General features: G+C 71.3%; 13 protein-coding genes and 1 tRNA gene. 5 read left to right on the top strand and 9 right to left on the bottom strand.

The genetic code is table 11. From position 1 onward, the window contains the following. The first annotated feature begins 4 nt into the window (after positions 1–4). A complete protein-coding gene (locus QSK45_RS07165) occupies positions 5–733 on the top strand; it encodes a lysoplasmalogenase family protein (RefSeq protein ID WP_285554357.1) in 729 nt (242 codons plus the stop codon). A gap of 54 nt (positions 734–787) precedes the next feature. Here QSK45_RS07165 and QSK45_RS07170 read toward each other — a convergent pair. Continuing rightward, positions 788–859 (bottom strand) — tRNA-Val (locus tag QSK45_RS07170). A gap of 255 nt (positions 860–1,114) precedes the next feature. Here QSK45_RS07170 and QSK45_RS07175 point away from each other — a divergent pair. Both QSK45_RS07175 and QSK45_RS07180 read left to right on the top strand, forming a co-directional pair. Continuing rightward, complete coding sequence (locus QSK45_RS07175; protein ID WP_490993510.1) at positions 1,115–2,518, top strand: hypothetical protein; 1,404 nt, start codon at positions 1,115–1,117, stop codon at positions 2,516–2,518. Between the two features lie 117 nt (positions 2,519–2,635). Continuing rightward, positions 2,636–3,217: a DUF4383 domain-containing protein gene (locus tag QSK45_RS07180; RefSeq protein WP_285554358.1), complete on the top strand. Its 582-nt coding sequence runs from the start codon at positions 2,636–2,638 to the stop codon at positions 3,215–3,217. Here the strand turns inward: QSK45_RS07180 and QSK45_RS07185 are convergent. From QSK45_RS07185 to QSK45_RS07195, 3 genes are all read right to left on the bottom strand, one after another. Beyond that, the gene (locus tag QSK45_RS07185; RefSeq protein WP_285554660.1) at positions 3,205–4,329 is read right to left on the bottom strand and encodes an amidase domain-containing protein; all 1,125 of its coding nucleotides are present in this window, start codon (positions 4,327–4,329) and stop codon (positions 3,205–3,207) included. The genes QSK45_RS07180 and QSK45_RS07185 overlap by 13 nt on opposite strands. A 174-nt stretch (positions 4,330–4,503) precedes the next feature. Further along, entirely contained in the window at positions 4,504–5,802 is a 1,299-nt protein-coding gene (locus tag QSK45_RS07190; protein ID WP_285554359.1) for a polysaccharide deacetylase family protein, read from the bottom strand. Between the two features lie 45 nt (positions 5,803–5,847). Then, positions 5,848–8,205 carry a transglycosylase domain-containing protein gene (locus tag QSK45_RS07195; protein WP_395482816.1) on the bottom strand — a complete coding sequence of 786 codons (2,358 nt, stop codon included), beginning with the start codon at positions 8,203–8,205 and terminating at the stop codon, positions 5,848–5,850. Between the two features lie 38 nt (positions 8,206–8,243). Between QSK45_RS07195 and QSK45_RS07200 the strand changes: the two genes are divergently transcribed. Then, positions 8,244–8,459 carry an FmdB family zinc ribbon protein gene (locus QSK45_RS07200; RefSeq protein ID WP_285554361.1) on the top strand — a complete coding sequence of 72 codons (216 nt, stop codon included), beginning with the start codon at positions 8,244–8,246 and terminating at the stop codon, positions 8,457–8,459. Between the two features lie 9 nt (positions 8,460–8,468). Here the strand turns inward: QSK45_RS07200 and QSK45_RS07205 are convergent, their stop codons facing one another. The 3 genes from QSK45_RS07205 to QSK45_RS07215 are packed head-to-tail and all read right to left on the bottom strand — an operon-like array spanning position 8,469 to position 12,928. Beyond that, the gene (locus QSK45_RS07205) at positions 8,469–9,275 is read right to left on the bottom strand and encodes an HAD family hydrolase (RefSeq protein WP_285554362.1); all 807 of its coding nucleotides are present in this window, start codon (positions 9,273–9,275) and stop codon (positions 8,469–8,471) included. Then, a complete protein-coding gene (locus tag QSK45_RS07210) occupies positions 9,275–11,728 on the bottom strand; it encodes a phosphoribosyltransferase (protein WP_285554364.1) in 2,454 nt (817 codons plus the stop codon). Before QSK45_RS07210 ends, QSK45_RS07205 begins: the two co-directional genes overlap by 1 nt. Before the next feature lie 33 nt (positions 11,729–11,761). After that, on the bottom strand, positions 11,762–12,928 hold the full coding sequence (locus QSK45_RS07215) for an HpcH/HpaI aldolase/citrate lyase family protein (RefSeq protein ID WP_285554366.1): 1,167 nt from the start codon (positions 12,926–12,928) through the stop codon (positions 11,762–11,764). A gap of 178 nt (positions 12,929–13,106) precedes the next feature. Here QSK45_RS07215 and QSK45_RS07220 point away from each other — a divergent pair, with 178 nt between their 5' ends. Beyond that, entirely contained in the window at positions 13,107–13,886 is a 780-nt protein-coding gene (locus QSK45_RS07220) for a TerD family protein (RefSeq protein WP_285554367.1), read from the top strand. 21 nt (positions 13,887–13,907) lie between these two features. On the opposite strand, the gene QSK45_RS07225 is transcribed toward QSK45_RS07220, so the two are convergent. Further along, on the bottom strand, positions 13,908–14,633 hold the full coding sequence (locus tag QSK45_RS07225; protein WP_285554368.1) for a TerD family protein: 726 nt from the start codon (positions 14,631–14,633) through the stop codon (positions 13,908–13,910). Positions 14,634–14,723: 90 nt separating this feature from the next. Further along, positions 14,724–15,863 carry a DUF475 domain-containing protein gene (locus QSK45_RS07230; RefSeq protein WP_285554369.1) on the bottom strand — a complete coding sequence of 380 codons (1,140 nt, stop codon included), beginning with the start codon at positions 15,861–15,863 and terminating at the stop codon, positions 14,724–14,726. Positions 15,864–15,884 lie beyond the last annotated feature (21 nt).

Genomic DNA, 15,884 nt, shown 5'->3' on the forward strand with positions numbered 1-15,884 from the left:
CGCCATGGCTGAGGGACACATACCGGAGCGAGGCGGCCCGGGGCCGGCTCCCCACCGCCCGGCGCGGGCGGCCGGGGCGCCGCCGCTGATCGTGGTCTTCGCGGTGCTGTGCGCCGTCGAACTCGTCGGCGTGGCGGCCGGGAAGCACGCCGTGGAGTGGGTCGCCAAACCCTTCCTGGCCCCGCTCCTCGCCGCCCACCTGTGGCGGCTGACCGGCACCCGGCACGCGTACGTCCTGGCCGGCCTCGGCCTCGCCGCCGCCGGGGACGTGGCCCTGCTCATCCCGGGCACCCCCGCCTTCGGCATCGGCCTCGCCCTCTTCCTGGGCGCCCAGCTCTGCTGGATCACGGCCTTCCTCCGCGCCGGTGCCCTGGCCCACCTGCGCTCCCGCCGCCTGGTCTGTGCCTCCTACCTCGCGGTCTGGGCCGCCGCCGTCGCCGCCCTCGCCCCCGCCCTGGGCCCCGCCCTCGGCTCCGCCGTCGCCGTCTACGCCCTCGCCCTCCTCACCATGGCCCTGACCGCCCGCGTCCTCGGCGCCAAGGCCCTCTGGGGCGGTCTGGTCTTCGTGGCCTCCGACTCCCTGATCGGCCTCGGCTCCGCCGGCCTCGACTTCCCCGGCCGCTCCACCCTGTGCATGGCCACGTACATCGCGGCCCTGGCCCTCCTGGTCACGTCCTTCACCACGCAGGGCTCACCGCACGAGAACACCCCCGCGCACGAGGCGACGGCCTAGCACGAAGAACACAGGAGCCCCCGACCGCGACGGCCGGGGGCTCCTCTTGTCGTGTGGGCGCGGACGGTTTCGAACCGCCGACATCCTGCTTGTAAGGCAGGCGCTCTACCCCTGAGCTACGCACCCGCGTCCCGGGCGCGCGCCCAGGTCGAGTCGACAGCCTACCTTGCCCGGGGCGGTGCACGGCAATCCCGAACCACGGGCGGTGAGGGCTGACCAGCCGGTTCCGGAGACGAGCCGGACGGGACGGGCGCGGCGTGGCCGACGGCTCCGCCGGGAGGAGGTCACGGTGCGTGCGGTGAACTGACAGGCCCGTGTGTTCGTCTGTACCGGGTGGGAGAATGACACCACCCAGGGCGGACCACAGCACGGGAGAGGGATGTGACGGCGAGACCGGGCACGCCAGTGGCAGAGCCGTACCCACCGTCGTCCACCGCGGGGACCCGGCGCGGGGCCGCGGGCGCCCTCCGTGGCGGCCTGACCCTGGTGGCCCTGCCGGTCCTCCTCGCGCTCGCGCTCCCCGCGTCCTTCGCGGGCGGTGGTACGCGGCGCTGGTTCGGAGGGCGGGCGGAGAGTCAGCGGGCCGAGGCGCAGGCGGCCAAGGACGCGGCGGCGGCGGCGTTCTACGAGCTGGACACCGCGCAGCGGGATCTGCGGATCTCGGTCGAGACCATCACGGCCGTGGACGACTCGCCGGCCGCTCGCCGGGCCGCCGCCGACTTCGAGGGGCTCGGCCGGCGGATCGACGAGGTCAGCCGGCGGTACATCCAGGCGGTCGACGCCCATGACCTGGACCGGGCCGACCTGGAGGCCGGGGCCGCGGCACGGGCGCGGGGTGAGCTGACGGCGGCACGGGACGAGCTGGTGCGGGTCAAGCAGGAGCTGGACCGGTTCGGCAGCTCGCTCGGTCCGCTGCTGGGCTCGGCCGAGACCCTGCTCGCCCGGGTCGCGCCCGCCGTGGAGCGGGCCCGGCAGGCGCTGCTGGCCGCGAGCGACGCGCTGGACGGCGCCCGGGGGCAGGGCCTGCGCGCCGACGACCTCGCGGGCCGACTCGCCGCGCTCGCGCCCGAGCTGACCAAGCTCAACCAGGGCGCCGGCCGGCACGGGGTGCAGCAGACGCTGGAGCGGGCCGAGCGGGTGCAGCGGGAGGCCGGGGCGATCCGGGCGGAGGCCGAGCGGCTGCCGGAGCAGGCGGCCGAGATCGACCACCGGCTGGTCTCGCTGCGCACCCGCGCCCAGGCGCTGACCACGCGGGCCGGTCAGGTGGAGCCGGTGCTCAGCGAGTTGCGGCGGCGGTTCGCCGCGGCGTGCTGGCAGGACCTCCAGCAGGTGCCGGCGCAGGCGGTGGAGAACGTACGGCAGGCCGAGCTGAAGCTGGGCGAGGCGCGGTCCGCGCGGGACGCGCAGCGCTGGCCGGAGGCCACCTCGCTGCTGTCGACGGTGCGGGCGCTGCTGAACGCGACCGATGACGCGGTCTCGGCGGCCGGCGACCGGCTGGCCCGGCTGAACGCCGTGCAGAAGGACCCGGGGGCGGAGGTCGAGCGAACGCGGTTCGCGATCCGGGACGCGCAGCGGCTGGCGATGGCGGGGCGTACGACGCCGGACCCGCGTCATGCCCGGCCGCTGGACGACGCGGTGGCGCGGCTGGACCGGGCGGTCGCGGGACTGGAGGGCGGCCGGCATCCGGACTACTGGCACTTCCTCACCGAGACGGAGGCGGTGCGGCAGACGGTGGCGCAGGTGGTGGCGCGGATCCGGGAGGAGCGCGGGGGCGTCGCGCACTGAGGGCGTCGAGCGGGTCGTCATGTTGCCGGATGCCCCGGTTCGGGCGGATATTGAGGAGAGCCACGTTCCGGGATGGCTGGGATGGACGGCCGCCGCTAGCGCCCCAGGGAGGCGGAGATGGCCACACATGCGCACCCGCGCGAGAAGCAGCGGATCCGGTTCGATCAGCACCTGCCGACGGATCACCGGCTGAACCTGGTGTACCGGATCGGCGCGGGGCTGATCGGCGCGTTCCTCGTCGTCTTCGGCATCCTGGGCCTGATCAACCACATCGGGTTCTTCGACATCGGCGGTGCGACCGTCGCCGGGCTGAACACGAACGGCACGCTGAGCGTGCTGTCGATCTGCATCGGGGCGTTGCTGCTGGTCGGCATGGTGATCGGCGGGAACCTCGCGTCCACGCTGAACATGGTGCTGGGGGTCCTGTTCCTGCTGAACGGGTTCCTGTTCCTGGCGCTGCTGGACACCCCGAACAACTTCCTGGCGTTCCGGATCCAGAACGTGCTCTTCAGCTTCGTGGTGGGGCTGTTGCTGATGACCTTCGGGATGTACGGCCGGGTCGGTCACGCCCTGCCGCACGACAACCCGTACTGGCGGGCCCGCCACCCCGAGCCCTCGCCCCGCGAGTCGCGCGACACGCGTGAGCTGCGCGAGGGGGGAGGGCCGGGGCGGCAGGACCGGCGCGGTCAGGTCCTGTAGGCGTAGTAGTACGCGCTCGGGTAGGACGCGACCAGGCTGGCCACCGACCTGTTGTAGGTGTTGGTGGAGTGGTAGGTCACGTACGGCACACCGGAGCCGCTCCGGTAGGTGACGACCATGGAGTGGTCCTTGGACCCGTCGCGGTTGAAGTCCATCTGGATCACGTCACCGAGGTCCGCCTGGTACACGTTGGCGAGCGGGGTGACGCGCTGGGAGGACAGCGCGAACCAGGAGAACTCGTTGACGCCGACGAAGGAGTCGGACTGGATGTCGGCGGTGCCGAACCACTTGGTGTAGTCGTCGGTGTAGCCGGGGACGTGCTTCCAGCCGCCCGCCTTCAGCACCTGGCTGACGAAGTTGGTGCAGTCGCCGCCGGCGCCCTCGCCGTTGTAGTCCGGGTACGCGGTGTTGTAGTGGTTCCAGTACTTCTGCGCGTACGCGACCATCGCCTTGTAGTCGTACGTGCCGCCGGTGAGCTTCTTGGGGTTGGCCGGTGCCGGGTAGCTGGTGGCCGCGCGCGGTGCGGTCGGCGGGCCGTCGGAGGCGGCGGCGGCCTTGTCGTCCTTGGGCGCGGAGGGCGTGGCCACCTGGTTGACGGCGAGGTAGCCGTCGTCGGTGTCCTTGATGCCGGTGAGCTGCCAGTCCCCGTTTCGGCCGGCCTTGAAGGTCAGCTCGTGGTGGGCCTGGAATCCCGTGGTCGTCGGGCCCTTGGCCGAGGTGGTGCCCGCCTTGTAGGTCAGCGTCGTGGTCTCGGTGACGGCGACCTTGGCGTTGCGGCCGTGCACCTCGGTGGCGTCGAGCGTCACCTTGGTGCTGCCGGCGCTGTACTTCTCGCCCAGCTCGGCGAGGCGGTCCTTGCGGGCGCGCAGCTGGCCGATGGCGGAGGACTGCTCGCGGGTCTGGCCGCCGGAGAGGCGGACGGACCCGGAGAAGCCCTTGGTGTGCTGCGTACGGGCGCTGGTGGAGCCGTCCACCAGGGCCTCGGTGCGGTCGGTGAAGACCGCGTCGGCGAGCTTCTGGAAGGTCGCCTTGGTGGCCGCGTCCACGGTCGGGTCGTCGGTGACCGCCGCGCCCGCGCTCCAGTTGGGTATGAGTGCCACGCCGGCGACCACGGCGGCGGCCGAGGCGCCGATGATGGTGGTGCGACGCCCCTTACGGCTGAGTTTTCTCGACTTCAATGATGTTCCCCTCTACGCCGGTACACCTACCGGGATGGGGCATCTTCGCATGGCGTAGGCGGCAGTTGTGTAGGGGGTTGCACAAGTGGAACCCGGCCTGCGTTCACGTCACTTGACGACCGTGGACCAGTCCGGGGACTGGGCGGGGTCGAGGCTGCGCAGCGCGGCCAGCGTCGAGGGCTTCTGGACGTCCATCCAGTCGGCCAGTTCCTTGAAGGACACGCATTTGACGCCCTTCTTGGTGCAGATCCTCGGGATGACCTGGTCGATGGCCTTCATGTAGATGCTGCCGTTCCAGTGCTCGAAGTGGTTGCCGATGAACAGCGGTGCGCGGCTGCCGTAGTAGACGCGGTCGAAGCCGGCCATGTAGGAGTCGACCGTCTGCTGTTCCCACTGCGGGTACTTGGCGGCATCGCCGTCGGTCTCGCCGCCCGACTGGTTGTAGAGGAAGTTGAAGTCCATCGACAGGCCCTGGAACTTGCCGTTCTCGTAGGGGAGCATCTCCAGCGGGAAGTCCCAGACGCCGTTCTTCTTGGCGGGCCATATCTGGAAGTCGCCCGGGGAGCTGGCGTCGTAGCGCCAGCCGTAGCCCTTGATGGCCTTCAGCAGGTTGGGCTGGCCCTCCAGGCAGGGGGCGCGGCCGCCGACGACCTCCTTCTTGAAGTCGAAGGGAAGCGGCGGGATGTCGGTGTAGCCGGTGTTGGTCTTCCAGTTCTCCACGAAGGAGTAGAACTGGTCGATCTCGCTCTTCCACTCCTCGACGCTCCAGTCGCCGCCGCCCTTGGCGCCGCAGAAGTGGCCGTTGAAGTGGGTGCCGATGTCGTTGCCCTGCTCGTAGGCGAGGCGCAGCTGTTCCAGGGTGGTGCGGATGTGCGCGTCGGTGGGGTAGTCGATGGCGGCGTCGCCGGGCTCGTGCATCGGGCCGTGGTAGAGGCTCTTCTTGCTCTTGGGCAGCAGGTAGATGCCGGTGAGGAAGAAGGTCATGTGGGCGTTGTACTCCTTGGCCATCTCCCGGTAGTGCGAGAAGAGGTGGTCGTCGCCCTCCAGCGCGCCGTCCCAGGAGAAGACGACGAACTGGGGCGGCTTCTCACCGGGCTTGAGCGGTACGGGCTTCAGCGTGCCCTGCTGCGGGCCGGTGTAGGAGGTGGAACCGTCGCCGATGACGTGTGTCCTGCCGTCCCACTCGGGGGTCGGGGAGGGCTTGGGCCCGGCCCCCGTGCGGCCGTTCTTGCCCGAGGCGGCGGTGGGCGTGGGGTCGTCGGGGCGGCTCAGCGCGAGGTAGCCGGCCACCAGGGAGGCCACGACGAGGAGGGCGGCGAGCGTGAAGATCTGCGGGCGGGTGGCGGCGGGGACGCGGCGGCGGCCGGGGGCGCGGCGGCGGCCCGTCGGTTGCTTCTTGCGAGACATACGCGGCTCAATCTCCGTGGGGACGAGGTGGTCGGGGCTGGGGGGTCAGTCCAGTCCCATGGCGGCCGACCAGAGGGCGTAGGGCACGGTGTTCGGCGAGTCCCCCGCGAGGCCCTTCAGGGGCAGTGGTTCCAGGGACTTCGCCAGGTCGATGCGGTAGACGACGACCGCCGTCGAGACGGAGTCGGTCGTGCCGGCGTACCAGGCGGCGGTCTCCTCGTCCGCGGCCCCGGCGGTCCCGGCCTTCCCCGCGACGCCCGGTGTCGTCACGCCCGGGTGGGCGGCGCGGAAGGAGTCGGTGAGCGCCTCGTCGACGTCTTCGGCGACCTGGGCGCGGACCGCGCGGGTGGATCGCGGGGTGGCCAGGGCGACGGGGGCGCCGTTGCGGGTGATGCGGCGCACCGAGTACGGCTCCGTGTGGGTGCCGTCGGCGGCGAAGGTGGCGTATCCGCTGGCCATCCGGATGGCACTGGGCGTGGAGCTGCCGAGCGACAGGGCGGGCACCTGGCGGCCGATGCTGGAGGACAGCAGTCCGGCGGCCTGGGCGGTCTGCCGTACCTGGCTGAGGCCGGTGTCCATGCCGAGTTGCATGAACGGGGTGTTCACCGACTTGGCGAGGGCCTCGCGCAGGGTGATCCTGCCGTAGGACTTGTCGCCGTCGTTGTGCGCGGAGACCTTCTTGCCACTGCGGTCCCAGTAGGGGCCCTCGGGGGTGGTGACGGGGATGTCGTCGTCGCCGTCGTAGACCGACTCGGGGGTGACGGGGGTGGCGGGCCCGCCGCGCGTCTTGTGGACGCCGTGTTCGAGCCCGGCGGCGTAGACGAAGGGCAGGAAGGCGGTGCCCGCCGGGACGGTGGTCGCGTTGGACTCGTTGTAGCCCTGGGTACGGTGGTCGGGTCCGCCGTAGACCGCGAGGATCCGGCCGTCGGTGGCCACCGAGGCGGCTCCGTAGTGGCCGTTCTTCGCGGCGTCGGGGTTGTCCCGCCTTGCCTGCTTGCGGGCCTTGGTGACGGCGTCGGTGAGCGCCTTCTCCCGGGTGCGGTCGAAGGTCGTGTAGATCTGGTAGCCGCCCAGGTCGAACTGCTGGTCGGTGAGGTGCGCGGACTTCTTGGCGTACTGCGAGGCCAGCTCCACCAGGTAGTCGCTCTGCTCGCCGGTGTTGTACAGCGGGTTGGACTTCAGCGGCTCGGGAAACGTCTTGTACCGGGCGCGCTGCTGCGGCGACAGCTTGCCGATCTTGACCATGCGGTCGAGGATCCAGGACCAGCGTTCCTCGGCCCGCTGGTGGTTGGCCTTGCTCAGGGTGGGGTCGTACAGGCCGGCGCCCTTGAGCAGTCCGGCGAGCATGGCCGCCTCGGACACGTCGAGCTTGCTGACGTCCTTGCCGTAGTAGGCCTGGGAGGCGCGCTGGATGCCGTAGGTGCCCCGGCCGAACCAGCTGGTGTTGAGGTAGCCCTCGAGGATCTTGTCCTTGCTCATCTTGTTGTCGAGCTTGAGGGAGATCATCGCCTCGGTGAACTTGCGGCTGACCGTCTGGTTCTGGTTGAGGTAGACGTTCTTCACGTACTGCTGGGTGATGGTGGAGCCGCCCTGGGTGTCCCCCTCGCCCACGGTGCGGAACAGGGCCCGGCTGATGCCCTTCACGGAGATGCCGGGGTCCGAGTAGAAGGTCTCGTTCTCCGCCGCGAGCACCGCCCAGCGGACGTCCGGGGGGATGTCCTTGAGGGGCATCGCCTGCCGCTGCACCCAGCCGGTGCGGGCCATCGGGGTGCCGTCGGACCAGAAGTAGACGTTGTCCTGCTGGGTCGCGTACGAGTTCAGGTCGCTGGGTATGTCGGTGAGCGCGTACGCGGTCACCAGGAAGGCGCTGAGCAGGCCGAAGGAGGCCAGGGTGGCGCCGGCCCACTGCCGCCAGGACGGCATCCAGCGCCGCCAGCCGGTGCGGCCGGGGCGGGGGTAGGCGGGCCTGAGGCGGCGTGTGTAGGGCGCGAGCCGGCGCGTGTACGGCGCGAGGAGCCGTGCGACGGGGGCCAGCGGGCCCGTTATTCGGGCGGTCGCGCTCCCGGCGCGCTCCCGTGCCGAGGGGCGCGTGCTGCGCCTGCGCTCGGCCCGGCCGCCGGTGGGCGGCGGCTCGGGGGGCGCGGGCACGCGCAGCTGCATGGTCTCGTCAGCCCTGAGAGCGTCCACTCTCAGATGCAGGGTCTGATCGGAGTCGAGCGGCTGCTCGCCCTGGCCGGAACGGCCCTCCCCCTGCGACGCATCGGTCACTATGCGTCTCCCCTCCGCACTCGCTCCTGCTCGTGCGGTGAGCTGAGCGTCCTCGCAACGGCCTTCACAAGTTATCAGCGAAGTTTTCGATTCCTCCGCACGCGTGTCGGGTGTATCCCAACACTCATCAAACATTGAGACGCCCCGTTCGCCCCCACGGTTACCCTGACCTCATGCCTCGCTATGAGTACCGCTGCCGGAGCTGCGGCGACACATTCGAATTGAGCCGGCCGATGTCCCAGTCGGCGGCGCCGGCGGTATGCCCCGCCGGGCACGAGGACACGGTGAAGCTGCTCTCCACCGTGGCCGTGGGTGGTACGGCCGGGACGTCCGCGCCGGCACCCCGGGCGGCGGGCGGCGGCTGCTGCGGCGGAGGCTGCTGCGGGTAACCGGGAGCGCTACCGCCTCGCCTCTGCCAGGAACTCCCGCAGGATGCGCTCCCCCGCCAGGACTCCCCGTTCCGGCAGCGCGCTGATCTGCGGCGCCAGCCACCCCGTGTCCGCCAGCTCACCGTGGCCCGGACGCCAGCCCCGGTCGGCGGCCTGGAGGAGGTCGGCGTCCAGGAGGGAGTCGCCGGCGGCCAGGACCAGGTCCGCGCCGGTGCGCCGGGCGACCTCGCGGACCGCGGCGCTCTTGGTGAGGGGCTGGGGGACCGCGTAGACCTTGCGGCCCTGGAGGGAGACGGTCCAGCCGCGGTTCTCGGCCCAGGCCGCCAGTTCCTTGACCCAGTCCTCGGGGAGCAGTTCGCGGTCGACCACGAGGTAGGCGAAGAGGTCCTCGGCGACCCGCTGCTTGCGCAGCCACACCGGGTCCGCGGTCCGCGTCAGGTGTTCCCGGACCTCCGCCAGCGGTGCGCACTCGTCGGCGAGGCGGCCCAGCACCCGGGCGTGCCAGTCGCGGTCGGTGACGCCGTCGACCAGCAGGTGGCCGCCGTTGGCGCAGATCGCGAACGCGGGCGGCGGGCCCGGCAGGTTGATGCGCTGGAACTGCTTGCGGGTGCGGGTCGTGGTGGGCACGAAGGCCGCCACGTCCCCGAGGTCGGTCAGCAACCGGGCCGCCGTCTCCGTCATGTAGGACAGCGGCCTGCTCTCGTGCACCTCCACGCACAGCAGCCGGGGCGCCCGCGCGTCCGGCATGGTCAGCGCGAGGGCCGCCGAGGAGTAGATCAGCGTACGGTCGAGGTCGCTCGCCACCAGCACCGGCATCAGACGTTCACCGCCCTGCCGTCGGCGCCGGTCGCCCCGCGCGTGTACCGGGGGTGGATCAGTCCGACACAGGTGTACGGCAGGCCGTCCACCTCCTCGACCGGCACTCCGCGCTGTTCGGCGAGCAGCCGGACGTGGTCCAGGTCCGCGCCCGCGCCCTTGCGGGCGAGGATCTTCCAGGGCACCCGGCGCAGCAGCACCCGGGTGGTCTCGCCGACGCCGGGCTTGACGAGGTTCACGTCGTGGATGCCGTACTCCTCGCTGATCCGCTCGACGGCCCGCCAGCCCGCCCAGGTGGGGCTGCGGTCCTCCGCCAGCAGTTCCTTGACCGCGTCCGCCACGCTGTCGGCGACCTCCGGGAAGCGCCCGGCGACGGTGTCGAGGAAGGCCGCGGAGACGTCGGCGCCGGCGAGTTCGCGGTAGAACTTCGCCCCGTGGAAGTCGTCCGGGCCGACCAGGTCGGCGCGCAGGACCGTACGCGAGATCAGCCCGGAGACGGTCGAGTTGAGGCAGGCGGAGGGGATGAGGAAGTCCTCGCGGGTGCCGTAGGTGCGCACGCAGGAGCCCGGGTCGGCGAGGACGGCTATCTCCGGGTCGAAGCCGGTGACGCCCTCCTTCCTCTCGAACTCCTCGATGGCCTGGGCGAGTTCACGGGTGATGGCGCCCTTGCCGGTCCAGCCGTCCACGAACACGACGTCCCGGGGGTCGTGGTGGGCGCGCAGCCAGCGCAGCGCGTTGGCGTCGATGCCCCGGCCGCGCACGATCGACACGGCGTAGTGGGGCAGTTCGAGCCCGTGCCGCAGCCGTGCCCAGCGGCGCATCAGCACGCCGACGGGGGTCCCGGCGCGGGCCAGCGAGACCAGCACCGGTCGGGGTGACCGCTCGGTGAGGACGGTCTCGGTCACCACGCCGACGGCGCGGGCGATCCGGGCGGCCGAGGTGTCGAGGGCCGTGTGGAAGAGTTCCTGGTACTGCGCGCTCGGCTGGTACTCCACGGGCAGCGACTCGGCGTAGTGCGCGCCGCCGCTCTGGATGGCCTCCTCCCGCTCCTCGGTCGGCGCCTCCAGGACGGCGTCGGAGAGGTCCTGGAGCAGCCAGCCGACCTCCTCGGGCGCGTACGAGGAGAATGCGGGGCCGCGGAGGGGCTCGGGCAGCATGGCCGGCCTTTCGGGAGCGTGCGGGGGCTCGGGAACGCGGGAGGGGACGACCGCGAGCAGGACGTGCGGCACCTGCGCCGCGAGCTGTGCCAGCAGGCCGTCCGGCGCGTGCAGCAGGGGGGTGTCGCCGGCCGAGTCGACCACGGCGACGACGGCGTCGAAGCCGCCGCCCGCCACGTTGTAGGCGTACCGCTCCCCCGGCCCGTCGGCCGGGTCGTCGTGGGCGGGGAAGACGATGCGGCTGCGGATCGCATATCCCGGGTCGTCCACCGCGAGCACGGGCGACCGCGTGGTGGTCGAGAACCGCACCTCACCGTCGAGGGTCCGCTCCAGCTCGCAGGCGAGCCGGAGGGGGACGTACATCAGCTCCTCGAAGCCGAGGACGAGGACGCGACGGGCGTCGGCGGGCAGCGCGTCGGCCATTCGCCCGGCCATCGCGGGAAGGGCGGCTTCGAGCCGGGCCCGGTGCGCGGGCGTGAAACCGTGCCGCCCCCCGTCGGGAAGGCCGGCCGGCCAGCCGAGGTCCACCCGCCTCGGGGCGCGGAGGACCGCGGCGGCCGCCGTGTCCGGCCCGCGGCCGGACTCGTACCGCGCGACCAGTCCCTGCCCCTTCTCCAGCACGCCCTCGGGCAGCCGCACGACCCCGGACGCCGCGGCGACCAGATCCACCCGCGCCCCGATCTCCCCCGCGAACCGCTCCAGCCGCTCGGCGTCCTCCGCCGAGCGCATGTCGACCAGCGCGACCACCACGTACCGCCGCCGCGGATACCGCGCGTGCAGATCACGGATCGTGTTCAGCACGGTGTTCCCGGTGGAGAACTCGTCGTCCACCAGCACCAGCGGACCGTCCCCGCCCAGCAGCCCGGGGTCCGAGGGCAGCAGCAGATGCGACGTGGCGTGGGAGTGCGACTCCTCGAAGCCGCCCGCGGGGGCGATCCCGGCGACCGGCCGCCGCGTGGAGTGCAGGTACGGCGCCCCGAGCCCGTCGGCCACCGCGTGCCCGAGCCCCGTCGCCGTCTCCGCGTACCCGAGGACGACGGCACGGGCCGCCTCCGCCCCGCCGAGGAGCGCGTGCACGCGGCGGCCGAGCCGCACCCCGTGGCCGTAGACCACCGAGGGTGCCTGCGGGACGTGCTTGCCGAGGACGTTGGAGACCAGCAGGTGGGCCCGCTTGGGGTTGCGGCGCAGGGCGAGGCCCAGCATGGCGGACAGGCCGTCGTCGCCCTCGAACGCCACCCCGAGCCGCTCGGCGACCCAGCTGCCGGACCAGACCCCGTCGTTCACTGCGTTGTTCATGCGTTCCTTGGATGTTCCTGGGACAGGAGAAGATCAGCCGGGTATTCCGGCGGCGAGCAGTTCCACGAAGCCGACGTCCTCGTGGGCGACGCCGAACACCTCCGCGCGCAGCAGGGTCCGCTCGGCCCAGGCGCGGTGGGGTTTCACCTCGTTCATCTTGTTCGTGTAGGCGGACCTGAGGACGCCCCCGCCGCCGCGTTCCGGCCGCAGGATGTCCTGGGCGTCGCTGTACTCCTCGTGGCTGACCACGGACAGCGCGTGCACGGGCAGGACGTGGGAGGGGTGGATACAGGTCTTGCCGAGCAGGCCGTTGGCCTGGTCGAGGGAGATCTCCCGCAGCAGCCCGTCCATGGCGTGCTCCAGCAGCTTCTCGCGCAGCTCGACGGCCTGCACCTGGAGGAAGGGGCTCTGCCTCAGCTGGGGCTTGAACATGCGCTCGGACAGGCGGAAGTACTCCCACACGGGCCCGGTGACCGTGAATCCGGTGCCGTCGGCGCGGCCCAGCATGTTCACGACGTCGGCGATGACGGACGCGACGACCTGGACGTCGTACGCGGTCATGTCGGGGGCGCGGCGCAGCCCGTAGGAGGAGCAGAAGTCGGTGACGCCGAGGCGGAGGGCGAGGACGCGGTCGCGGTACTTGTCGACGGCGCGGAAGATGCCCTCCAGGGTCTCCACGCGCGACTCGCGGTACAGCAGCTCCGGGGATTCCAGGACCGGCATGGCGAAGAGCCGGCGGCCCGCGGCGGCCTCGGCGGCGGTCAGGGCCTCCAGGAAGGGCAGGCCGCGCTCCCCGGTGAACTTGGGCAGCACGAAGCCGGACAGCAGCCGCCCGGAGGGGCCGAGGCGGCGGACGAGGTCGGTGATCTGCTCGGGGAAGCGCACCCGGACGAACAGCAGCGGGGGCTCCGCGCCGGGCCGGGAGGCGAGGTCGGCGAACTGCCGGACCAGGTTCTCCTCACCGGCGAGGACGTCCTCGTCGCCGATGGAGTCCTCCAGGCACAGCACCATGGAGACCACGCCGTTGCCCGCCTGCCTGAGGATGTCGTCGGCGAGCCGCGGCCGGGTGGCCGGGCTGTACAGCGTGGCACCGAGCGCGGCGGAGAGCAGCCGGGCGGGCGAGTCGGCGGTGAACGCGCAGGGCTCCCGGTGGAAGAGGCGCTGCCGGGCCTCGGGGGCGATGTGCCCGAAATGACGCATTGGACTCCCCCAAGAGTGCAACCCGGGTCTGTGGATTCGGTAAAGGGTGGCCGGTAATAGTACGTAGAGGGACGTGTCCGGGGTTCCCGCCCGGCGTGAATTTCCGGTAACCCGGCCGTGTCGGTCGCCGATACCCCCCGCATTGTCGTGGCCAGGGCCGAGAGGGCAGGATGACGCCATGACGCACGCGATGCTGAAGGGGTCGAACGTCCCGCTGGAGGCCACCACGGTGCGCGCCGTGCTGCGCTGGACGCCGGGGACGTCGGTCCCGGACGTGGACGCCTCGGCACTGCTGCTGGGCCCCGACGGCCGTGTGCGCTCGGACGAGGACTTCGTGTTCTACAACCAGCCCCGGCACCCGTCGGGGAAGGTGTGGCGGCTGGGCAAGAAGCGGGTCCCCGAGGGGCTGACCGACACGATCCAGTCGGAGCTGGTCGGGGTCGAGCCGGAGATCGGGCGGATCCTGCTGGTGGCGTCCGCGGACGGGGTCACGTTCGACCGGGTGCCGGGCCTGAGCATCGCCCTGTACGACGCCTCCGTCGCCGACGGCGAGCCGTGGGCGGTGTTCGACATCAAACCGGAGACCGGCGCGGAGACGGCGATGATCTGCGGCGAGTTGTACCGCCGCGGCGAGGGCTGGAAGTTCCGGGCGCTCGGCGAGGGCTACTCCAACGGACTCAAGGGCCTCGCCACGGACTTCGGCATCTCGGTGGACGAGTCGGAGGAGCCGGAGGAGTCGGCGGCGGACGAGGGCGTCACGGTCTCCCAGCCGCTGCCCCCCGAGCAGCCGACGTCGGCGGTGCCCCAGCAGCCGGGCTACGCCTATCCCCAGCCGGCCCCGGCCCAGACCTCCGCGGCCCCGGCGTACGGCTACCCCCAGCCCGTACCGGCCGTCCCCGTCGTCCTGGACCCGGACTTCCGGCTGCCGCCGCAGGGGCCGCAGTTCATCGGCCGGTAGGAACCGGACCGCCGGCGGCGGCTAGACCTTCGTCTTGTAGCCCCGGCCCCACTGCAAGCCCCACCCGTACAGCCGGTCCAGCTCCGCCTGGAAGCCGTAGACGAACTTCACCTCGCGACGGACCGTGAGTTCGCCCTTGACGTTCTCGATGAGGAGGACGGCGCAGGAGCGGGCCTCGGGGTGCCGCTCGTCCAGGCTGATCTCCAGGCGGGGGCCGCTGCTGGGGTACAGGGTGACGATGGCGTGCGTACGGTCGAACGCGGGCGTCTGGTCGTAGATGTACACGAAGACCAGCACGCGCTTGATGGACTCGCGGTGGTCGAGGTTGATGTACATCGTCTCGCCGGAGCCCGAGCCGAACCGGTCGTCGCCGCTGATCTTGATGTACGGCGCCGCGTTGATGTCGCCCAGGTAGTCGCCCAGCGGCTGGACGACCCCCTTGGTGCCGTCGGTCAGCTCGTACAGGCACCCCAGGTCGAGGTCGACGTCGACCATGCTCTGCCCGTGGCCCAGGATCTCCGGCGGCTTCAGGGCCTTGAGCGGGTGCCGCAGCAGGCTGGGCCGCTGGTCACCGAAGTCGGAGGTGCGCATCCGCCAGGTGAGGTTGACGCGCAGATGGCCCGTGGCCGCGCCCTGTTTGGTGAGCGACACCGACTGGCGCCGCTTGGTGAGTTCGATGGCGTTGGTGGCGTTGCCGGAGTCGAAGTCGACCGCGCGTGCGCCCAGCAGTCCGTCGAAGAAGCCCATGTTCCCGCCCCCAGGTACTCGTTCTCATGCGTTCGGGGCGGCCGGCCGTGCCCGCCGCCCCGAACAGAGCGTTCCTCATCGGTCGGGGTGTCACACCCCGGAGGAGACCTCGGCCTTCTCCCCGGCTCCCGGTTCCTGCGCCGCGAGGGCGCGGTTGCGGCGCACGGAGGACCAGAAGGACAGGGCGATCAGGACGACGCCGACGAGGCCGGTGATCACCTCGTTGATCTCGTACTGGATGGTGACCATGAGGATCACGGCCAGGGCGCCGATCGCGTAGTGGGCGCCGTGCTCCAGGTAGACGTAGTCGTCGAGGGTGCCCTGCCGGACCAGGTAGACGGTGAGCGAACGGACGTACATCGCGCCGATGCCGAGGCCGAGGGCCATCATCACGATGTCGTTCGTGATGGCGAAGGCGCCGATCACGCCGTCGAAGGAGAAGGACGCGTCCAGGACCTCCAGGTAGAGGAACATGAAGAACGCGGCCTGGCCGGCCAGCAGGACGGCCGACTTCTTCCTGCCGGTGCGGGCGGCCTCTTCGTCCGCCTCGTGCTCGCGCTCCTCCTCTTCCTCCAGCCGGTCCTCGAAGAACCCGGAGAGACCGCCGACGATCATGTAGGTGATCAGGCCGGCGATGCCGGAGATCAGGACCGTCTGCGCCTTGTCGACGTGCGCGCCGCCGTGCTGGTGGGCATGGGTGGCGAAGGTGAAGGAGGTGATCAGCAGGACGATCAGGGCGATGCAGACCGACAGCATGTCGACCTTGCCGAGCTTGGCGAGCGGCCGCTCGATCCAGCGCAGCCACTGTATGTCGCGTTCCTCGAAGATGAAGTCCAGGAAGATCATCAGCAGGAACATGCCGCCGAAGGCCGCGATCGCCGGGTGGGCGTCGGTGACCAGCTGCTGGTAGCGGTCCTTGTCCGCGAAGGCGAGGTGCACCGCGTCGACCGGGTTGAGCTTGGCGGTGATGGCCACGATGACGACGGGGAAGACCAGTCGCATACCGAAGACGGCGATGAGCACACCGACCGTGAGGAAGATCTTCTGCCAGAAGGCGTTCATCTTCTTCAGGATTCCGGCGTTGACCACCGCGTTGTCGAAGGACAGCGAGATCTCCAGGACGGCGAGGATCGCCACGACCCCGAAGGCCTCCCAGCCCCCGTAGAAGACGGCGGCGACCAGGCCGAGCGCGGTGACCGCGAACGACCAGCCGAAGGTTTTCAGTAGCACTGGATACCCCATCGTGTTGTG

Origin of the sequence: Streptomyces hygroscopicus subsp. hygroscopicus, from assembly GCF_030269125.1 — a bacterium.
GTDB lineage: Bacteria > Actinomycetota > Actinomycetes > Streptomycetales > Streptomycetaceae > Streptomyces > Streptomyces hygroscopicus_C.

Excerpts from the sequence above, each read along its gene's own strand:
- QSK45_RS07225 (WP_285554368.1), bottom strand. The coding sequence starts at position 14,633 with ATGGGCTTCTTCGACGGACTGCTGGGCGCACGCGCGGTCGACTTCGAC.
- QSK45_RS07215 (WP_285554366.1), bottom strand. The coding sequence starts at position 12,928 with ATGCGTCATTTCGGGCACATCGCCCCCGAGGCCCGGCAGCGCCTCTTC.
- QSK45_RS07195 (WP_395482816.1), bottom strand. The coding sequence starts at position 8,205 with ATGTTTGATGAGTGTTGGGATACACCCGACACGCGTGCGGAGGAATCG.
- QSK45_RS07200 (WP_285554361.1), top strand. The coding sequence starts at position 8,244 with ATGCCTCGCTATGAGTACCGCTGCCGGAGCTGCGGCGACACATTCGAA.
- QSK45_RS07165 (WP_285554357.1), top strand. The coding sequence starts at position 5 with ATGGCTGAGGGACACATACCGGAGCGAGGCGGCCCGGGGCCGGCTCCC.
- QSK45_RS07205 (WP_285554362.1), bottom strand. The coding sequence starts at position 9,275 with ATGCCGGTGCTGGTGGCGAGCGACCTCGACCGTACGCTGATCTACTCC.
- QSK45_RS07210 (WP_285554364.1), bottom strand. The coding sequence starts at position 11,728 with ATGAACAACGCAGTGAACGACGGGGTCTGGTCCGGCAGCTGGGTCGCC.
- QSK45_RS07190 (WP_285554359.1), bottom strand. The coding sequence starts at position 5,802 with ATGTCTCGCAAGAAGCAACCGACGGGCCGCCGCCGCGCCCCCGGCCGC.
- QSK45_RS07180 (WP_285554358.1), top strand. The coding sequence starts at position 2,636 with ATGGCCACACATGCGCACCCGCGCGAGAAGCAGCGGATCCGGTTCGAT.
- QSK45_RS07220 (WP_285554367.1), top strand. The coding sequence starts at position 13,107 with ATGACGCACGCGATGCTGAAGGGGTCGAACGTCCCGCTGGAGGCCACC.